The organism is Streptomyces cyaneus (assembly GCF_004028635.1).
In the GTDB taxonomy this organism is placed as follows: domain Bacteria; phylum Actinomycetota; class Actinomycetes; order Streptomycetales; family Streptomycetaceae; genus Streptomyces; species Streptomyces cyaneus.
This window is the reverse complement of record NZ_RQJW01000007.1, coordinates 243,195-259,703: the sequence shown is the minus strand read 5'-3', so window position 1 is coordinate 259,703 and position 16,509 is coordinate 243,195. Positions and strand designations below refer to the sequence as shown.

Annotated in this window: 13 protein-coding genes; 10 read left to right on the top strand and 3 right to left on the bottom strand. The window is 69.6% G+C overall.

The window, feature by feature from the left end:
* Positions 1-22 precede the first annotated feature (22 nt).
* The 4 genes from EHO50_RS26565 to EHO50_RS26550 all read left to right on the top strand — a co-directional run bounded on the left by EHO50_RS26565 (position 23) and on the right by EHO50_RS26550 (position 3,576).
* Entirely contained in the window at positions 23-1,045 is a 1,023-nt protein-coding gene (locus EHO50_RS26565; protein ID WP_128433721.1) for a permease, read from the top strand.
* Positions 1,042-1,839, top strand: a complete 798-nt coding sequence (locus EHO50_RS26560; RefSeq protein WP_128433720.1) for a TIGR03943 family putative permease subunit — start codon at positions 1,042-1,044, stop codon at positions 1,837-1,839. The genes EHO50_RS26565 and EHO50_RS26560 overlap by 4 nt, the downstream gene beginning before the upstream one ends.
* A gap of 217 nt (positions 1,840-2,056) precedes the next feature.
* The gene (locus tag EHO50_RS26555; RefSeq protein ID WP_128433719.1) at positions 2,057-3,286 is read left to right on the top strand and encodes an amidohydrolase family protein; all 1,230 of its coding nucleotides are present in this window, start codon (positions 2,057-2,059) and stop codon (positions 3,284-3,286) included.
* A gap of 68 nt (positions 3,287-3,354) precedes the next feature.
* Entirely contained in the window at positions 3,355-3,576 is a 222-nt protein-coding gene (locus EHO50_RS26550; RefSeq protein WP_128433718.1) for a ferredoxin, read from the top strand.
* 6 nt (positions 3,577-3,582) lie between these two features.
* Here EHO50_RS26550 and EHO50_RS26545 read toward each other — a convergent pair whose 3' ends face one another.
* The 3 genes from EHO50_RS26545 to EHO50_RS26535 form a co-directional block, all read right to left on the bottom strand.
* On the bottom strand, positions 3,583-4,359 hold the full coding sequence (locus EHO50_RS26545; RefSeq protein WP_128433717.1) for a glycosyltransferase family 2 protein: 777 nt from the start codon (positions 4,357-4,359) through the stop codon (positions 3,583-3,585).
* Complete coding sequence (locus EHO50_RS26540) at positions 4,356-4,925, bottom strand: UTRA domain-containing protein (protein WP_246101498.1); 570 nt, start codon at positions 4,923-4,925, stop codon at positions 4,356-4,358. The genes EHO50_RS26545 and EHO50_RS26540 overlap by 4 nt, the downstream gene beginning before the upstream one ends.
* Positions 4,926-5,232: 307 nt before the next feature.
* Complete coding sequence (locus EHO50_RS26535) at positions 5,233-9,270, bottom strand: WD40 repeat domain-containing protein (RefSeq protein ID WP_128433715.1); 4,038 nt, start codon at positions 9,268-9,270, stop codon at positions 5,233-5,235.
* A gap of 1,237 nt (positions 9,271-10,507) precedes the next feature.
* On the opposite strand from EHO50_RS26535, the gene EHO50_RS26530 reads away from it, so the two are divergent.
* From EHO50_RS26530 to EHO50_RS26505, 6 genes are all read left to right on the top strand, one after another.
* Positions 10,508-11,029, top strand: coding sequence for a hypothetical protein (locus EHO50_RS26530; RefSeq protein WP_246101462.1), 522 nt, complete (start codon positions 10,508-10,510; stop codon positions 11,027-11,029).
* Positions 11,026-11,499 carry a GNAT family N-acetyltransferase gene (locus EHO50_RS26525; RefSeq protein ID WP_128433714.1) on the top strand — a complete coding sequence of 158 codons (474 nt, stop codon included), beginning with the start codon at positions 11,026-11,028 and terminating at the stop codon, positions 11,497-11,499. Before EHO50_RS26530 ends, EHO50_RS26525 begins: the two co-directional genes overlap by 4 nt.
* Positions 11,496-13,148 (top strand): amino acid adenylation domain-containing protein, encoded by a 1,653-nt coding sequence (locus tag EHO50_RS26520; protein WP_128433713.1) that lies wholly within the window; start codon positions 11,496-11,498, stop codon positions 13,146-13,148. The genes EHO50_RS26525 and EHO50_RS26520 overlap by 4 nt, the downstream gene beginning before the upstream one ends.
* Entirely contained in the window at positions 13,141-14,040 is a 900-nt protein-coding gene (locus EHO50_RS26515; RefSeq protein WP_246101461.1) for an alpha/beta hydrolase fold domain-containing protein, read from the top strand. The genes EHO50_RS26520 and EHO50_RS26515 overlap by 8 nt, the downstream gene beginning before the upstream one ends.
* Before the next feature lie 88 nt (positions 14,041-14,128).
* On the top strand, positions 14,129-15,742 hold the full coding sequence (locus EHO50_RS26510; protein ID WP_128433712.1) for an AMP-binding protein: 1,614 nt from the start codon (positions 14,129-14,131) through the stop codon (positions 15,740-15,742).
* A 2-nt stretch (positions 15,743-15,744) separates the two neighbouring features.
* Positions 15,745-16,437: a rhodanese-like domain-containing protein gene (locus tag EHO50_RS26505; RefSeq protein WP_128433711.1), complete on the top strand. Its 693-nt coding sequence runs from the start codon at positions 15,745-15,747 to the stop codon at positions 16,435-16,437.
* The last annotated feature ends 72 nt before the right edge of the window (positions 16,438-16,509 follow it).

Below are 16,509 nucleotides of genomic sequence, written 5' to 3'. Positions count from 1 at the left end.
CACCACCGGAGGTACCTCGCCCGTGGCGATCACCAAGACCGTCCCGCAGCGGACCGACGACCGCAGCGATCCGGCGAGTTCGGTGGAGGCGGAGGGCAGGCACCTCAACTCCCCCCTCCTCCTCACCATGCTCATGCTCGTGCTGGTGCTGCTGCAGAGCCCGATCCGCCGCGCCCTCGCCGCACCGGTGATGCAGAGCTGGACGACGGTGTTCGTCGCGGTGATGGTCCAGGCGCTGCCGTTCCTGGTGCTGGGCGTGCTGCTCTCGGCGGCGATCGCGGTGTTCGTGCCGCCGTCCTTCTTCGCCCGCGCGCTGCCGAGCCGCCCCGCCCTTGCCGTCCCGGTCGCCTCAGCGGCGGGCGCGGTGCTGCCCGGCTGCGAGTGCGCGTCCGTGCCGGTGGCCGGAGCGCTGGTGCGGCGCGGAGTCACTCCGGCCGCGGCGCTGGCGTTCCTGCTGTCCGCCCCCGCGATCAACCCGATCGTGCTCACGGCGACGGCCGTAGCCTTCCCCGGCGATCCGGAGATGGTCCTCGCCCGCCTGGTCGCCAGCCTGCTGGTGGCCTGTGCGATGGGCTGGCTGTGGCTGCGCCTCGGCCGTACCGACTGGCTGAAGCCGCCGTCCCATCCGTCCCACGACGGCCAGAGCAGGGGCGAGGCCTTCTGGGGCTCCGTCCGGCACGACGTGATGCATGCGGGCGGCTTCCTCGTGGTCGGCGCGATGGCGGCGGCGACCCTGAAGGCGGTGGCCCCGGAGAGCTGGCTGCGCACGGCGGCCGAGAACCCGGTGCTGGCGGTCCTCGCCCTCGCGATCCTCGCCGTGGTGCTGTCGATCTGCTCGGAGGCGGACGCGTTCGTGGCGGCGTCGCTGTCGCAGTTCTCGCTCACGGCCCGCCTCACCTTCCTCGTCGTGGGCCCGATGATCGACCTGAAGCTTTTCGCGATGCAGGCGGGCACCTTCGGCCGCGCCTTCGCCCTGCGCTTCGCACCGGCCACGTTCGCGCTGGCCGTGCTCGTGTCGGTGCTCACGGGGGCGGTGATCCTGTGAACCGCCAGGCCCAGGCCGCCGTCCTGTTCCTGCTGGGTGCGTCCCTGCTGCACGCGGCCACGACCGACCTCTATCTGCGGTACGTCAAGCAGGGCCTGCGCCCGCTGGTGCTGGTGTCCGGCGCGGTGCTGATCGCGGCGGCGGTGGCGACGGTCTGGTACGAGCGACAGCGGACGCGGGCACAGAAGCAGCGCGAGGCCGATCAGGACGTGCGGCACGACGCCGACCAGGACAGCGGCAGGGACGCCCACACTCACGCTGGTGCTGACGCCCACGCCCACACCCACCGCGAACCCCGAGTCTCCTGGCTCCTCGTCCTCCCCCTCTTCGCCCTGATCCTGGTGGCCCCGCCCGCCCTCGGCTCCTACAGCGCGACCCGCACCGGTACGGCCCTCCAGGAACCCCTCGCCTATCCGTCCCTCCCCGCCGCCGACCCCCTGCGCCTCAGCGTGGTCGACTACGCGGGCCGCGCCGTCTACGACCACGGCCGTACCCTCCACGACCGCCGCGTCCAGCTCACCGGATTCCTGGCCCTGGACCGCGACGGCACCCCCTACCTCGTCCGCATGGCCCTCAACTGCTGCGCCGCCGACGCCCAACCGGTCAAGGTCGCCCTCACCGGCCGCATCCCCCCGGTCCTCCAGCCGGACACCTGGCTCCAGATCACCGGCACCTACACCCCGCGCCGCGCCAAGGACCCGGTCAACGGCGGCCCGATCCCGTTCATCGAGGTCACGGAGGCGAAACCGGTGGCGGAGCCGACGGACCCGTACGACGAGAGCTGGAACAACTGAGCCCTTCGGGGCCAGATCGCCGTGCGCGAGGGCGCGGATCAGCGTTCCGCGTCGGACCTTCGCGCACCCTCCCCGTTTCGCCGCCGACCGGATGGCCCCTTGCCGTCGCCGGGGAGTCCCCCTACTGTGAACCACAAATCTGATGGACCGTCAGATTAGGATGTGGACCGTCGGATTCGGATTCCGCGGTCCGCCGGCAGGCACGAGGGGGCCAGACGTGGCGACCGCCCACCGCAGTACCACCGACAGCAGCACCAAGGATCTGCCCAAGGTCATCAGCGTGGACGATCATGTGATCGAGCCCGCGCACCTCTTCGAGACCTGGCTCCCGGCCAAGTACCGGGACCGGGGCCCGAAGCCCCTCACCGCCGGTATCGGCGAACTCGAGTACATCGGCGGGAAGTACCGGTTCACCACGGACCCGGACGGTCAGATCACCGACTGGTGGGAGTACGAGGGCGACCTCTTCCCGTACAAGCGCATCATCGCGGCCGTCGGCTTCTCCCGGGACGAGATGACGCTGGACGGCATCACCCGCGAGCAGATGCGGCGCGGCTGCTGGGACCCCAAGGCCCGGCTGGCGGACATGGACATCAACCATGTCGAGGCCTCGCTCTGCTTCCCCACCTTCCCGCGCTTTTGCGGCCAGACCTTCGCCGAGGCCAAGGACAAGGAGGTCGGGCTGGCCTGTGTGCGCGCCTACAACGACTGGATGGTCGAGGAGTGGTGCGGCGACAGCGGTGGCCGGCTGATCCCGCTGTGCCTGATCCCGCTGTGGGACATCGACCTCGCCGTCGCGGAGATCCACCGGAACGCGGCACGCGGGGTGCGGGCGGTGACGTTCAGCGAGATCCCGACGTATCTGGGGCTGCCCTCCATCCACTCCGGCTACTGGGACCCGTTCTTCCGGGCCTGCGAGGAGACCGGCACGGTCGTCAACATGCACATCGGGTCCTCCTCCCAGATGCCGGCCGCCTCCCCGGACGCCCCGCCCGCGGTCCAGGCGTCCCTGTCCTTCAACAACGCCATGGCGTCGATGATGGACTTCCTCTTCTCCGGGGTCCTGGTGAAGTTCCCGCGGCTCAAACTCGCCTACAGCGAGGGCCAGATGGGCTGGATCCCGTACGCCCTGGAGCGCGCGGACGACGTCTGGGAGGAGCACCGGGCCTGGGGCGGCGTGAAGGACCTGATCCCGGAGCCGCCGTCGACGTACTACTACCGCCAGATCTTCTGCTGCTTCTTCCGGGACAAGCACGGCATCGAGGCGATCGAGACGGTCGGCGTCGACAACGCGACCTTCGAGACGGACTATCCGCACGTCGACTCGACGTGGCCGGAGACGAAGCGGGTGGCCGCGGAGCATGTGGGCGGGCTCTCCGACGAGGTGGCGTACAAGCTGCTGCGCGGAAACGCGATCCGGATGCTCGACCTGTCCTTCGATCAGTGATTAAGAGGGCTCGGCAGCTGGGCAGTCCAGTCGTGTAACCCCGAACACGGTTCACGACGGGAGCGCCGATGAAGGTCTCGATCGACCCGAACCTCTGTTACGGCTCCGCCGAGTGCGTGCACAGGGCTCCGTCGGTCTTCGACTTCGTGGACGAGTACGGCGTCGTACGGCCGGGCCGGGAGGACACCGGCGACGACCCGCAGGTACGGGAGGCAGCCGAGAGGTGCCCGTCCCAGGCCATCTCCCTCACGGGTAGCAGCGGTCACCGGGTAGCAGCGGTCGCCGAGTAGCGGCGGTCAGCGGTCCGACGGACAGCGCCACCCGAACGAGCCCAGCGCCCGCGCCCTGGCCTCCGCCACGGCCATGCGGGCCTGCCGTTCAGTCGGGTCCAGGTGGGCCGACTGGCCGGTCGCCTGGCCCTCCCACTTGCGGTAGAGGAGACCCACCTCCGCCGAGAACCAGCCCCGGCTCACGGAGTTGAGCGCGAGCAGCAGGCCCGTGTCCTCGGATGCGGGGAGCGCCATCCAGCCGCCGAGGGCGAGCAGGAGGTCCCGGCGTACGCACAGGGTCGCCGGGTGGACCTGGGCGCGGAAGTCGTTCGCCTTCCAGAAGTCGAGTACGGCGCCCCGCTCGATCGGCCCGTCGTCGGGGTCGCCGGGGAATCCGGCCGTCGTGCCGTCCGGCAGGAGGTCCAGGACCCGGGAGGTCGTCCAGCCGAGGTCGCGGTCGGCTTCGAGGACCGCCAGGTCACGGGCGAGGACACCCGGGGTGAGCTGGTCGTCGGCGTCCAGGATCTTCACGTACTCGCCCTCGGCGTGCGCGAGCGCGATGGTGCGCGCCACGCCGGGCCCCCCGGGCCGGCCCTGGCGGAAGGTCACGCGCGCGTCGTCGGGGACGTACGGGAGGACCTCGTCGGTCTGCCCGTCCTCCTGGATCACCCAGTGCCACTCCCAGCCGGCCGGCAACTCCTGTGCGCGCAGCGACTTGTGGGCATCCGGCAGGAACGCCGCCGAAGGGCCGTGAACAGCGGTGACGATGATGACGCGCCGGGTCGGTGTCACGGCCGCACTCACCACCTTTCCAGGAGAGTGGTGAAGCGCAGTTCCGCACGGTCGCCGGGCAGTGTGACCTCGGAGATCTCCACGACGCGGTCGGTGATGTCGTACGAGGTCTTGCGCAGCAGGATCACCGGCGCCCCCGGCGGCAGGTCCAGCTCCCACGCCTGACCAGGCGTCGGCGGCCGCGCGGTGACCCGCTCCTCGATGCGGCTCAACTCGATGCCGACCGTGTGGAGCTGGTTCTGCGTGCCGCCCGGCCAGGGCTCGTTGGAGTCGTCCAGGAGATCGGGATTCGCGGCGATCATGGCGCGGACCAGGTAGGACGTCACGAGGCTGAACGGGGCGTGCTCGGTCGAGCACCGGGTCCGGTAGGTGCGCTCCAGGAGCGGGGTCCCCTCCGGCACGCCGAACGCGTTCGCCAGTTCCGGGGGCGCGGCGACCTCCCGGTACCGCGCATGGAAGACGAGGTCGCGCACCTCGAGACCGGTCTCGTGCTCCGTGGCCCCGGTCGCGGCCCGGGTGGCGAGCGGGCGGCGCGCCCGGTCCTTCTCCCACTGGTGCCGGTGGTTGTCGCGGAGCATCGGCGTGCGCGGGTGTCGCAGGTCGTCCGTGATCACTTCGTACGCCTTTGGCACAGGATCAGCGTACGACTCCTCAAGCGGCCTCGCCGGGCCGGGCGACCGGGCCGCGGACATGCGAAGGCCCGACCGCTGGCGACGGGGGATGCACCAGCGATCGGGCTGAGGCCAACAGTAACAAGGTCGTCTGCTTCGCGGGAGCCGCCCGATCGGCTGCGGCCCGGGGTTGTGATCGGGATCACGGAAACCGCTGTCCGCCGAACCCCTGTCATGCCACTTGCGTCTCCGCCCCGTCACTGAGCGCACGCTTCTACTTCTCTGCTTCCGCGCACGGCGGCTCGTACGACAGCCGAGGCAGATACTCGTGCCACTTCTCCCGCGTCAGTACGCCCTGCGTGGTCGAGCAGACGCGGCGGATCGCCTGGTCCACGTCCAGGTTCCACAGCCGGACGGTGTCGGTGCCGCTGGAGACGCCGAGCATGTGGCTCGTCGGGCTGAACGACAGGAAGTTGCCGGTCTTGGCGTTCGGGCTCATCGCCTGGCCGACGGCAGAGGCGTCGGACGGGGAGGAGACGTTCCACAGCCGGACCGTGTTGTCGTTGCCGCCGCTGGCCAGGTAGTGCCCGCCCGCGCTGAACGTCAGTGAGACGACCGCTTCGGTGTGACCGGTGAGGGGGTCGCCGTGCGGGGTCGCCTCGCGCGGGTCGGCGACGTCCCAGAGCCGTACGGTGTCGTCGTCGCTGCCGCTGGCCAGCGTATGGCCGTCCGGGCTGTAGGCGAGCGCGTTGACGGGGCCGGTGTGACCGGTGAGCGGCGCGCCGAGCGCGGTGGGACGGCGGGGGTCGGTCACCTTCCACAGCCGGATGGTGGCGTCCGCGCTGCCGCTGGCCAGGGTGCGGCCGTCCCGGCTGAAGGCGAGGGAGTTGATGTAGCCGGTGTGCCCGGTGATGGGCGGGCCGAGCGGCACGACATGGGCGGGGTCGCTGACGTTCCACAACCGGATCGTGCGGTCGTCCCAGGCGGTGGCCAGCGTCCGCCCGTCCGGGCTGTACGCCAGCGCGTCGGGGCCCATGAACCGGGTGCGCAGGAAGAGGGGGGAGTCGTAGGGGGCCGGGTGGGCCGGGTCGCCGACGTTCCACAGGCGCACGCTCTGCTCGCCCGTCGTCACCGCGAGCGTCCGGCCGTCGGGTGAGAACACCTGGGAGCGCTGGCCGGTGTCCCCGGGCAGGAACGGCTTGCTCAGCGCCGCCGGCCGGGCGGGATCCCGTACGTCCCACAGCCGGATCCCTCCGTCGCGCGCGGCCGTGGCGAGCACCTTGCCGTCCGGGCGGAACGCCCCGTTGCCGCCGACCATGTCCGACGTGGGGATCGACCACAGCCGCACCTTGCTGTCGCCGCTGCCGGTGGCGAGGGTGCGGCCGTCCGGGCTGAACCCGAGCGCGTACATCTCCCCGCTGGCGCCCGCGAGGGGCTCGCCGACCTGCGAGGGATACGCCGGGTCGCTCACGTTCCACAAGCTCGCCGTGCTGTCGGCGCTGGCGGCGGCGAGCATGTTGCCGCGGGGGTTGAAGGCCACCGACCAGATGGGGCCGGTGTGGCCGGTGAGTGGTGCTCCCCGCTGGGTGCCGTGCCGTGGGTCGGAGACGTCCCAGAGCCGGACGGTGTCGTCGGCGCTGCCGCTCGCGAGGGTGCGGCCGTCGGGGCTGAAGGCGACGGAGTGGACGAGGCCGGTGTGCCCGGTCAGCGTGGAAAGCGCCTTCGGCCGGTCCGGTTCGGCCACGTCCCACAGCCGGATGGTCTTGTCGTCGCCACCGGCGGCCAGCGTCCGTCCGTCCGGGCTGAACGCCACGGACCGCACGGCCGCGTCGGCACCGGTCAGCGTGGCGAGCGCCTTGGGCCGCTTCGGATCGGCCACGTCCCACAACCGCACGGTGCGGTCCTCGCTGACGGAGGCGAGGGTGCGGCCGTCCGGGCTGAAGGCGACCAGATAGATCGTGCCCTCGTGCCCGGTCAGGGGCGCGCCGAGCGCACGCGGCCGACTCGGGTGCCGTACGTCCCACAGCCGGACCGTGCCGTCGTCGGCGGCGCTGGCCAGGGTGTGGCCGTCGGGGCTGAAGACCGCGCTGCTCACCCAGCTCTTGTGCCCGGTCAGCGGCTTGCCCAGGGGCTCGGGCCGCGCCCGGTCGGCGACGTCCCACAGCCGTACGGTCCGGTCGTAGCTGGCGGTGGCCAGGAGCCGTCCGTTCGGGCTGAAGGTGGTGAGGTAGACGGCGCCGGTGTGACCGCGCAGGGGTGTGGCCAGCGGGGCGTTCACGATCGAGATCAGCCGGCTGTTGGGGTCCTCGTCGTCCGGGCGCAGGCGGTGGGCCACCAGGTCGAGCTGGGCGGACAGCGACGGGTCCGAGTACTGGAAGCGGTCGGCCTCGGCGAGCACCTGCGCGAACACGGCCTCGTCCCGCTGCTGCCAGGCGACCACCGCCGCACCGATGGCCAGCATCGCCAGCGCGACCAGCGCCGCGACCGCGCTCCGCATGATCCAGACCATGCGCCTGCGCAGCCGGACCGCGGCGGCCAGGAACTCCACCGCGCTCCGGGTCAGAAAGGTGTCCCCGGCCGACCGCGCCCAGCTGCGGGCCTGCCCCAGCCGGGAGCCCCGGTAGAGCAGCGACGAGTCACGCCCGGACTCCTCCCAGGCCCGGCCGTCCTCCTCCAGCCGCTGGCGCAGCAGATTGCCCTGCCGGTCCTCGTCGATCCAGTCCCGCAGCCGCGGCCAGGCGTGGAGCAGCGCCTCGTGTGTGATCTCCACGGTCTCCGCGTCCAGCGTCACCAGCCGGGCCTGCACCAGCGCCTCGAGCGACTCCTCCGTCTTGCCCGGATCCGTCGACTCCGCCGCCAGCTGCCGCCGGGTGCCCCGCCGCCGGGTCGCCTGCGTGTCCTCGCTCAGCCGCACCAGCCTGAGCAGCAGCAGCCGCGCGGCCGTACGTGCCGCCGGATCGAGCCCGGACCAGGCGCGCTCGGCCGTGGCGGCGACGGCCCCCTGGATCCCCCCGGCCGCCCGGTACCCGGCCAGCGTCAGCCGCCCCGCCTTCCGCCGCTGCCATGTCGCGAGCAGCGCGTGCGACAGCAACGGCAACACCCCGGCGTGATGCGTCCCACGCGGCCCGTCCGCACTCACCTCCCGCACGATCAGCTCCGCCAGCCCCGGCTCCAACTCCAGCCCCACAGCCTTGGCCGGCCCGGTCACCGCCTCCCGCAACTCCGCCGTGGTCAGCGGCCCGAGCACCATGTGCCGGTGCTGCAGCGCATCGGCCAGCTCCGGGTGCCCCAGGCACTGCTCGTAGAAGTCGGCGCGTATACCGAGGACGACGAGCACGGGAGCCGGCCCGCCGGGTTCGACGGGCGTGCAGGCGGCGTGCAGGAGCTGGACGAAGGTACGGCGGTCTGCTTCGTCGGGGCAGAGGGTGAACGTCTCTTCGAACTGGTCGACGATGAGGACAGGAGGGACAGGAGGGACCGGAGTGTTGGAGGAGGAGGCTTCACGCCGGACCCAGGCGAGGACGGCGTCACGTGCGGACTGCACGAAGTCCGTGCCGAGTTCCTGCGCGCCGGTTTCCTCCGCCTCCTCGGGGCGGCCCGGCCCCGCCACGTCGGAAGAGACGACGTCCGAGAGTTCCGGAATACGGCGGGTCAGCTCGGCCAGCGGATCTGCGCCCGGTACGAGCTGCACCACCGCGCTCGACCGGCCGCTCTCACCGCTCAGCGCACCGTTCTGCAGGGCGGGCACCAGGCCCGCGTTCAGCAGCGAGGACTTACCGGCGCCCGAGGCGCCGACGAGCATGACGAGGCCGCCGGTCTTCTGGGCCGCGCGCAGCTGGGCGACCAGGGAATCGGTACTCCGCTGCCGGCCGAAGAACCACCCGGCGTCCTGCTGCCGGTAGGAGGCCAGCCCCCGGTACGGACACACCCCACCGGCAACCGCGGAGGCCTCGACCGGAGTCTGCTCCTCCTCTTCCCCGGCGGTCGCACGCTCCCACAGCCGCTGCCACTGGCCCTGGTCGTACAGCCCGGCGGACACGGGCACCGGACGCGCACGCCGGGCCTGGGGGATCAGGACATGCAGTACGGCTTGGAGGGCGGCGAACTGGGCAGGCACGTTCTTGGCGCGGCGCCAGTCGCTGATCCGCTGGGCGGACACCCGTACGGGCCGCCCCCGCTCGTCGACCCGCTGAAGTCGCACGACCGCCTCGGCCACGCTCTTGAGCGGCGGATTGCCGGCCTCCTTGTAGAGCAGCGCGAGCCGTTCCGCGAAGGCTGTGCGCGCCCCCGCATCGGAACTCAAGGCCTCCACTCCTGTTACCTCCGCCGCACCTGGACATCCGGACCGGAAAACTCACTTTATACGGCTGACCTGCGGTAAAGGCGGGATCCGGAGACCGGACGCTCCTCGCCGGCACCCTCGACTGGCAGGATCACGACGCAAGTGCGCATCCCGCGCGCGTCGCTCAGGCAGGCCACCAGCCCAGAGCTCGGAGAGACCACTCATGGCGCCGCACGTTCTCGGCCACCTTCGGCAGGATCCACTTCCGTCGGATCTCCTCCCGCAGGACCGACGGACACCTCGCGCCAACCTCATCCTGTTCGATCCGCACTGACCCGCCGCCCACCGGCACGGCAGGTTCCGCGGATCGACACCACCCCCGCCGTCCGGCACCGGTCCCCACGAGGGGAGGGACCGGTGCCGGACGTCGTGGTTTCCGCGACACCCGAGGAGCGTCGTCGCGCCGGCCGCGCAGCACCGCGTGGCCGAGGGACAGCAGGACCGACTCCGGCGCGCTGACGTCGGCCCAACGGCACACATTGAGGGCAGTCCCGCTTTCAACCAATTGCGCTCCAGGATGCGCCGATGATCATCGGCGGGCGTCAAGCGGCAAATTTTTCTCCAGGAGACTGGAAGGTCGCTAAAGAAAAGTGGTATGTGGACCGGCGCGGCACGGCCAATGCCGGACGCTCTGCCATTCATGGTCGACTTTCGGCTCAATTGGGATGGATCACCGGTCGGACTCCCCTTGACATGATCGAACGTCAGTAGGCATCCTCGAATTGTTGATAGCCGCAAGGGTGTTCATCCGGTGGCTGTCGGGGACGGGCCAGTGCTTGATATCCGGGGGGAGTTTCTTGGGCGTCTTGAGCGAATGACGGGGGCGCGGCGAGGCTCTGCCGCGATGTCCAGACGTTGAAATCTGTAGAACTTCTCCCCGTGAGTTTCCACCTCTTTGGGCTTGCTTCCGCCGCGGTCGGCCGCTTCTGCCGGCAGCGGCTCATCGCCCTGCCGTAATCGCCTGACCAGCAACGATGGCGCGTTCGAGGCGAAGGGGGCTGCCTCGGCGTGGGCGAAGTCGGAGGCAGTGACCAGACCTCAAGGCGCCAGAACGATTGAGGTTAACGGCGACCAAATACTTTGACAGTCCAAGTCATTAGTGCCGAAACGGACAGAAGGCTAGCTTTCTCAATACCGCACGAGTCGTAAAGCGGATGGACGCCTTCCGCATCGACGATCCGAGGGCAGTTCGGAGGCGAACGAGCGCATGATGGAAATTGGCCAATTACTTGCTGGCGGGGAAAGCACTTACCTGAACCCGCTGACGTACTCGCCGCGCCTGGTCAAGGCGCTCCCGCCGGTGGAAGTGTCTGGCCGAATTCTGAAGGCGTACGGGATGTTCGCGGACCCGGAACGCTCCGCCGACCTCCCGGCGCCCGAGTGGCTGCGGGAGCAGGCCGCCACGGTGCTGAGCGAACACCCACAAGGCGGAGACCACCCCGTCGGCTTCCTGATCCTGCATTACGGAGACGAAGGCGACTACCTGCTGGTGAGCCAGTGGTACGACGCCAACATGCTCAAGCACTGGGTGCGCGGCACGACGGTCGACGCCGAGGGGAACACCACGGTCGCACCCCTCGCCCAGCGTGACCTGATCGCCTGCGTCTGGGAGCTCGAGGTCATCAATTTCGAGCGCGACGCCTGGGTCAACACCGTGCTGGCGCAAGGCCGGCTCGACCAGGCCTCGCTCGACGCGTACCTGGCCACGACCTTCTCGGGGTGGGTATGAGCCGCGACATCAAGGTGCAGCCGATCGAGCCTGGCCACCTGGACGCGCTGCTGGCGCTGTGCCGCGAGCACGCGGCGTACGAGAAGGCGGACTTCCGGGAGAACGGCCAGGTCGAGCGCTGGCGTACGGCGCTGTTCTCGGAGCAGCCGGCGCTGTACGGCTGGATCGCGACGGACGACGGGGAGCCCTGCGGCTTCATGACCGTCACCATCGACTTCGCCACCTGGGGCGCCGAACCCTTCGTCTACATGGACTGCCTCTACCTCCAGGAGCCGTACCGGGGGATGGGGCTCGGCCGCACGTTCTTCGAGCGGCTGCGGGAGTTCGCCGTCGCCCACGGCTGCGGCTGGGCCGAGTGGCAGACCCCTCCGCACAACGAGCTCGGCATCGGCTTCTACCGGCGCATGGGCGCCGGGGCCAAACCCAAGGTCCGCTTCTTCTACGACGTTGAAGGGAATGGCGTCTCGTGACGGAGACCTCTGTGCCGGTGGCGTTGACGACACCGCTGCCTCCGTGGTCGCTCGACCCCGCCGACCGGGCCTTCCCGGCGCCGGCGCTCGGCGACATCGTCCAAGCGGCCGCGAGCAACTGGCCGGACCGCCCGGCGCTCCACGACGGACGGACCGGCCTCACCTTCGCCGAACTGGAGCGGCAGGCCCGAGCGCTCGCGGCCTGGCTGAGGGAGCAGGGCGTCGGCCGCGGGGACCGGGTCGCGATCCTGGCCGAGAAGTGCGCGATCATGCCCGTCCTGGCCATCGGGATCTGGAAGTGCGGCGCCGTCTACGTCCCGCTCGACGCCGCGCAGCCGGTCCCCCGCCTGCGCAGCCTGCTCGGGCGCCTGCGGCCGAGCGTCGTGATCGCGCTGGACGACCGGGAGCCCGCGGTCGCCGACGTCAGCTGGGTGGACCGTACGCGGCTCGACGCGATCCTGTCGTGGCCGGCCCCGGAACAGCCCACCGTGGCGCATCGGCCCGACGACACGGCGTACATCATCTTCACGTCGGGGTCGACGGGAGAGCCGAAGGGCGTCGAGATCACCGTCGCCAACCTGGTCGCGTACTTCGGGAACCACAACGAGGTGCTCCGGTTCAACCCTGACTCACGGGTCTTCAGCCTGTCCCCGTTCCACTTCGACGTATCGATCGAGGACACGCTGCTGCCCCTGTCGCTGGGCGCGTTCGTCCACCAGTTCCGGGGCGTCCATGCCGGAGCGATCATGCGGGCGATCATCAAGCGCGAGCGGATCACGCATCTGATCGCGGTGTCCACGCTCCTGACCATGATCACGGAGGACGGGCGCCACGTCACCAGGGAGAACTTCCCCGCCCTGGAGATGGTGATGACGGGCGCGGAGGTCTGCGACCCCGGTGTCATCAACGTCTGGAAGAACGGCCTCCCCGAGGTCCGCGTCATCAACGTCTACGGGCCGACCGAGGCGACGATCGTCTGCGTCGCCCATGAGATCGAACGGGTCGACCCGGAGCGGGTGAGTTCGTACCCGATCGGCCGGCCCCTGCGCGGTGTGGCGGCGCGGATCGTGGAGGACGAGGCCGAGATCCACGAGCACGGCCGGATCGGCGAGCTGTGGATCGGCGGCGAGCAGGTGATGCGCGGCTACTTCGACCAGCCGGAGGAGACCGCCCGCCGGGTGGTCGAGGTGGACGGCGTCCGCTACTACCGCACCGGCGACATGTGCAGCTATGACGAGGACGGCAACATCGTCTTCCGCGGACGCAACGACGACGAGGTGAAGCTGGCCGGCCGGCGGATCCACCTGGGTGAGATCCGACAGCTCGTGCTGGGCTCCCCGGGCGTCGAGCGGGCGGCCGTCGCGCTGGTCGCGCGGGGCGGCCACGACGTGATCGCCCTCGTGGTGATGGCGCCGGACCGGGCGGTGGTGGCGGACGTCGAGAAGCAGATGGCGGACCTGCTGCCCGCGTACATGCGCCCGGCCATCGTCGCCTGGTCACCCGAGCTCACCGTGTCCTCGACCGGCAAGACGGACGAGAAGCTGCTGATGCGACGGCTCGCCGAGGCGGCTCGGGAGTCGAGTGCGTCCCACTTCGCGTTCACCCCCGCGGGCGACGTCGAGCCCGTCGACGGGGACGGCGATGTCTGAAGTGGAAGTGCGGGCGCTGAACGTGGAGTTCGGCCGCCTGGCCGCCGCACGCAAGATCATGGCGGTCAGGTCGTCCACCGGCTCGCTCGCGGACGACCGGGTGAACGCCGAGCGCTGGATCTCGCGCTTCGGAAGCGTGGACGAGCCCGACGACGGCACGTCGCTCGACGCGGGTGCGGACTCGGTGATCATCCGGCCGGCGCAGGAGGACGCGGCCGCCCCGTATGTCCTCTACATCCATGGCGGCGGGATGGTCTACTACTCGACGGCCGTCTTCCGGCCATTCCTGCGGGACTTGGCGAACACCCTGCACGCACCCGTGGAGGCGTTCGAGTATCCGAAGGCGCCGGAACACACCGTCGAGGAGGCGGTGGAGCGGCTGGGGAGCCACATCGCGGCACGGTGCCGCGAGTTGGGGGACCGACCGCTCGTCCTCGCCGGTGACAGCGTCGGCGGACTGCTCTCGCTCTACCTCAGCTTGCGCGTCCTGCCCGGGGTCTTCTCGCGCATCGTGCTGATCTACCCGGTACTCGACCTCGGGACGGAGCGCGAGTCCTACCGGACGTTCGGCGAGGGCTACTTCCTCGACAGCGGCGCCATGCGGCTCTTCAAGTCGCTACTGAAACCTTTCTTCTCGGAACGCGCCTTCGATCCGTTCGCCCTGTCGGAGAGCGATCTGGCCCGGCTGCCGGCCTGCTCGATCGTGACGGCCGGCTGCGACGTGCTCCGTGACGAAGGACTCGCCTGGCGGGAGCACCTGGCCGATCGGTCGGTCACCCTGCGGCATCAGCATTTCCCGGATCTCCCGCACGACTTCTGCCTGTATGCCGGAAAGCTGGATTCAGCCAGGAGTGCCGTGGCCGAAATCGCCAGGACCGCCTTTCAGGGTTGACGGCCAATATTACGGTTCTATAACATCGGCAAGAGGAATTCGAACGGAAAGGCAGGATTGAGAAAGAGTGGTAGTCAAAGCTGAAGCGATGGCATTACCTCCATGGTCGATCGATCCTGCCGACGAGAAAAATCCCGCCCCCGCTCTCGGTGATCTGCTGGTGGCTCCGGCTCTTAAATGGCCGGATCGCGTCGCGATCAACGACGGAGATGTCAGCTATACCTTCGCCCAGCTCGAGCAGGGCGCCCAGACGGTCGCGGCCCGGCTGACCGAGCAGGGGGTCGGCGCGGGGGATCGCGTGGTGGTCCTGACCGAAAAACGCGCGGTCATGGCGATACTCGCCATCGCCATCTGGAAGTGCGGGGCCGTCTACGTCCCACTCGACGCCGCTGAGCCGGCGGCCCGGCTGCGAGGACTGCTCACGCGTCTGCAGCCGAAGGCCGTGATCGCGCTGGACGACCGGGACCCGATCGCTCCCGTCGACTGCCGACTGGACAGGGAACAACTGGCCAAAATCCTCTCCGGGCCGGCGGCGACCCATTCCACCGTGGCCCATGGACCCGAGCAGGCCGCATACATTATTTTCGCGTCCGGTCCGACTGGTGAGCCGCAAGGGGTGGAGAACAGCGCCGCCGGCCTCATCGCCTATTTCGGCAACCACAACCAGGTGCTCCGGTTCACGTCGGAATCCCGCGTGCTGAGCCTGTCGCCATTCAATGTGGATGTCTCGATCGAGGACACGCTGCTCCCCTTGTCGCTGGGAGCCTTCGTCCATCAATTCCGCAGCCTTCCCGCCGGTGCCGTCATGCGCGCCGTGATCGGCCGTGAGCGCATCACGCATCTGATCGCGGTCTCGATGCTCTTGGCCATGATCACCGGGGACGGGCGTCAGATCACCCGGGCCAAGCTGCCCAGCCTGGAAACGGTGATGACGGGTGCTCAGGTCTGCGACCCCGCCGTCATGAACATATGGAAGCAGCAACTGCCGCAGACCCGTGTCGTCCACGCCTTCGGCCCACCCGAGGCCACGATCTTCTCCCTGACCTACGAGGTCGAGCACGCGGATGCGGAGCGCGCGACCGCGTATCCCATCGGCCGGCCTCTGCGCGGCATGGACGCGAAGATCATGAAGGACGGGGCCGAACTCCATCAGCCCGGCGTGCCGGGGGAGCTCTGGGTCGGCGGCGACCAGGTCATGCGCGGCTACTTCGACCACCCCGAGGAAAACGCGCGTGTCGTCATCGATCTGGAGGGGACGCCCTACTTCCGGACCGGGGACATATGCAGCTACGCCGAGGACGGCAACATCGTGTTCCACCGTCACGGCGACGAGGAGATCACGTGGTTGGCGGGCCGCCGTACCCACCTCAGTGAGATCCGTCGGGCCGCCCTGAGCTGTTCCGGCGTCGACCGGGCGGTCGTAGCCGTGGTCCGGCGCAACCAACGCGACGCGGTCGCTGTCGTTGTCGCTGCGGAGGAACGACAGGCGGTGGCCGACGTGGAGGCGCACCTGCGCAGCGTGCTGCCCGACTACATGCGTCCGACCCTGATGGCCTGGTCGCCTGCTGAATCAGCCCCATCGACCGCGAAGACCGATGAACGACAACTGATCGAGCGGCTCACCACAGCAGCTCAGCAGTCGAACTCCAACTATTTCGCACTGTCGGCCGATGGCGCCGTCGAGCCTATGGAAAAGGTATAGCCATGTCTGTAGCGGTGAAGGAAAAGGTCGCCGAATACCTGGAGACGGCGACGGGCAAGCCCGTGGACCTCGACCCACTGCCCGACGACACGCCACTCAACACCCTTGGCCTGGACTCCCTTTTGACCATCAGCGTCCTGGTCACGCTCCTGGAGGACTGCGGCGTCGACCTGGGAGAGCACGCGGACTCGCTGGTCACCCCGAGCACCCTCGGCGATCTGTATGCCATAGCCGGCCGGTTCATGGGAGACGACGACTCGACCCCGGGCGACAGCGAGATGTCCCGTGAACAGCGGTCCCAGTTGGACTACTACCAGGAAAAGCTGGCCTACGAGACCGACGCCGCGGATCTGAAGACGGCCCTCGAAGAAGGCCAGGACGTGGTCGTTGTCGACGGCCGCAGCAGCGAGGCCTATGAGAGGGAGCACATCCCCGGCGCGATCAGCATTCCTCACCGCTCGATCTCTCAGGATTCGCTGGCCGGTCTCTCCAAGACACCGCTGTACGTCGCCTACTGCGACGGCATCGGCTGCAACGCCTCCACCAAGACGGCGATCAAGCTGGCCACCGCGGGCTTCCGGGTCAAGGAGCTGATGGGCGGTCTCGACTGGTGGAAGCGGGACGGCTACGCCACCGAAGGGACGGCGGCTCAATGCGAGGCCCACGCCCAGGTCGACTGCGGGTGTGCCGGCTAGGCAGCAGGGAGACAGTCAGCGCGAGCAGAGAGATGGTAGTCAACCTGTGAGTACTCCGAACTTCGACGAGTC

Bases quoted from the DNA above. Each gene is read 5' to 3' on its own strand.
- EHO50_RS26550 (WP_128433718.1), top strand. From the start codon at position 3,355: ATGAAGGTCTCGATCGACCCGAACCTCTGTTACGGCTCCGCCGAGTGC.
- EHO50_RS26540 (WP_246101498.1), bottom strand. From the start codon at position 4,925: ATGCTCCGCGACAACCACCGGCACCAGTGGGAGAAGGACCGGGCGCGC.
- EHO50_RS26530 (WP_246101462.1), top strand. From the start codon at position 10,508: ATGATGGAAATTGGCCAATTACTTGCTGGCGGGGAAAGCACTTACCTG.
- EHO50_RS26525 (WP_128433714.1), top strand. From the start codon at position 11,026: ATGAGCCGCGACATCAAGGTGCAGCCGATCGAGCCTGGCCACCTGGAC.
- EHO50_RS26515 (WP_246101461.1), top strand. From the start codon at position 13,141: ATGTCTGAAGTGGAAGTGCGGGCGCTGAACGTGGAGTTCGGCCGCCTG.
- EHO50_RS26510 (WP_128433712.1), top strand. From the start codon at position 14,129: ATGGCATTACCTCCATGGTCGATCGATCCTGCCGACGAGAAAAATCCC.
- EHO50_RS26505 (WP_128433711.1), top strand. From the start codon at position 15,745: ATGTCTGTAGCGGTGAAGGAAAAGGTCGCCGAATACCTGGAGACGGCG.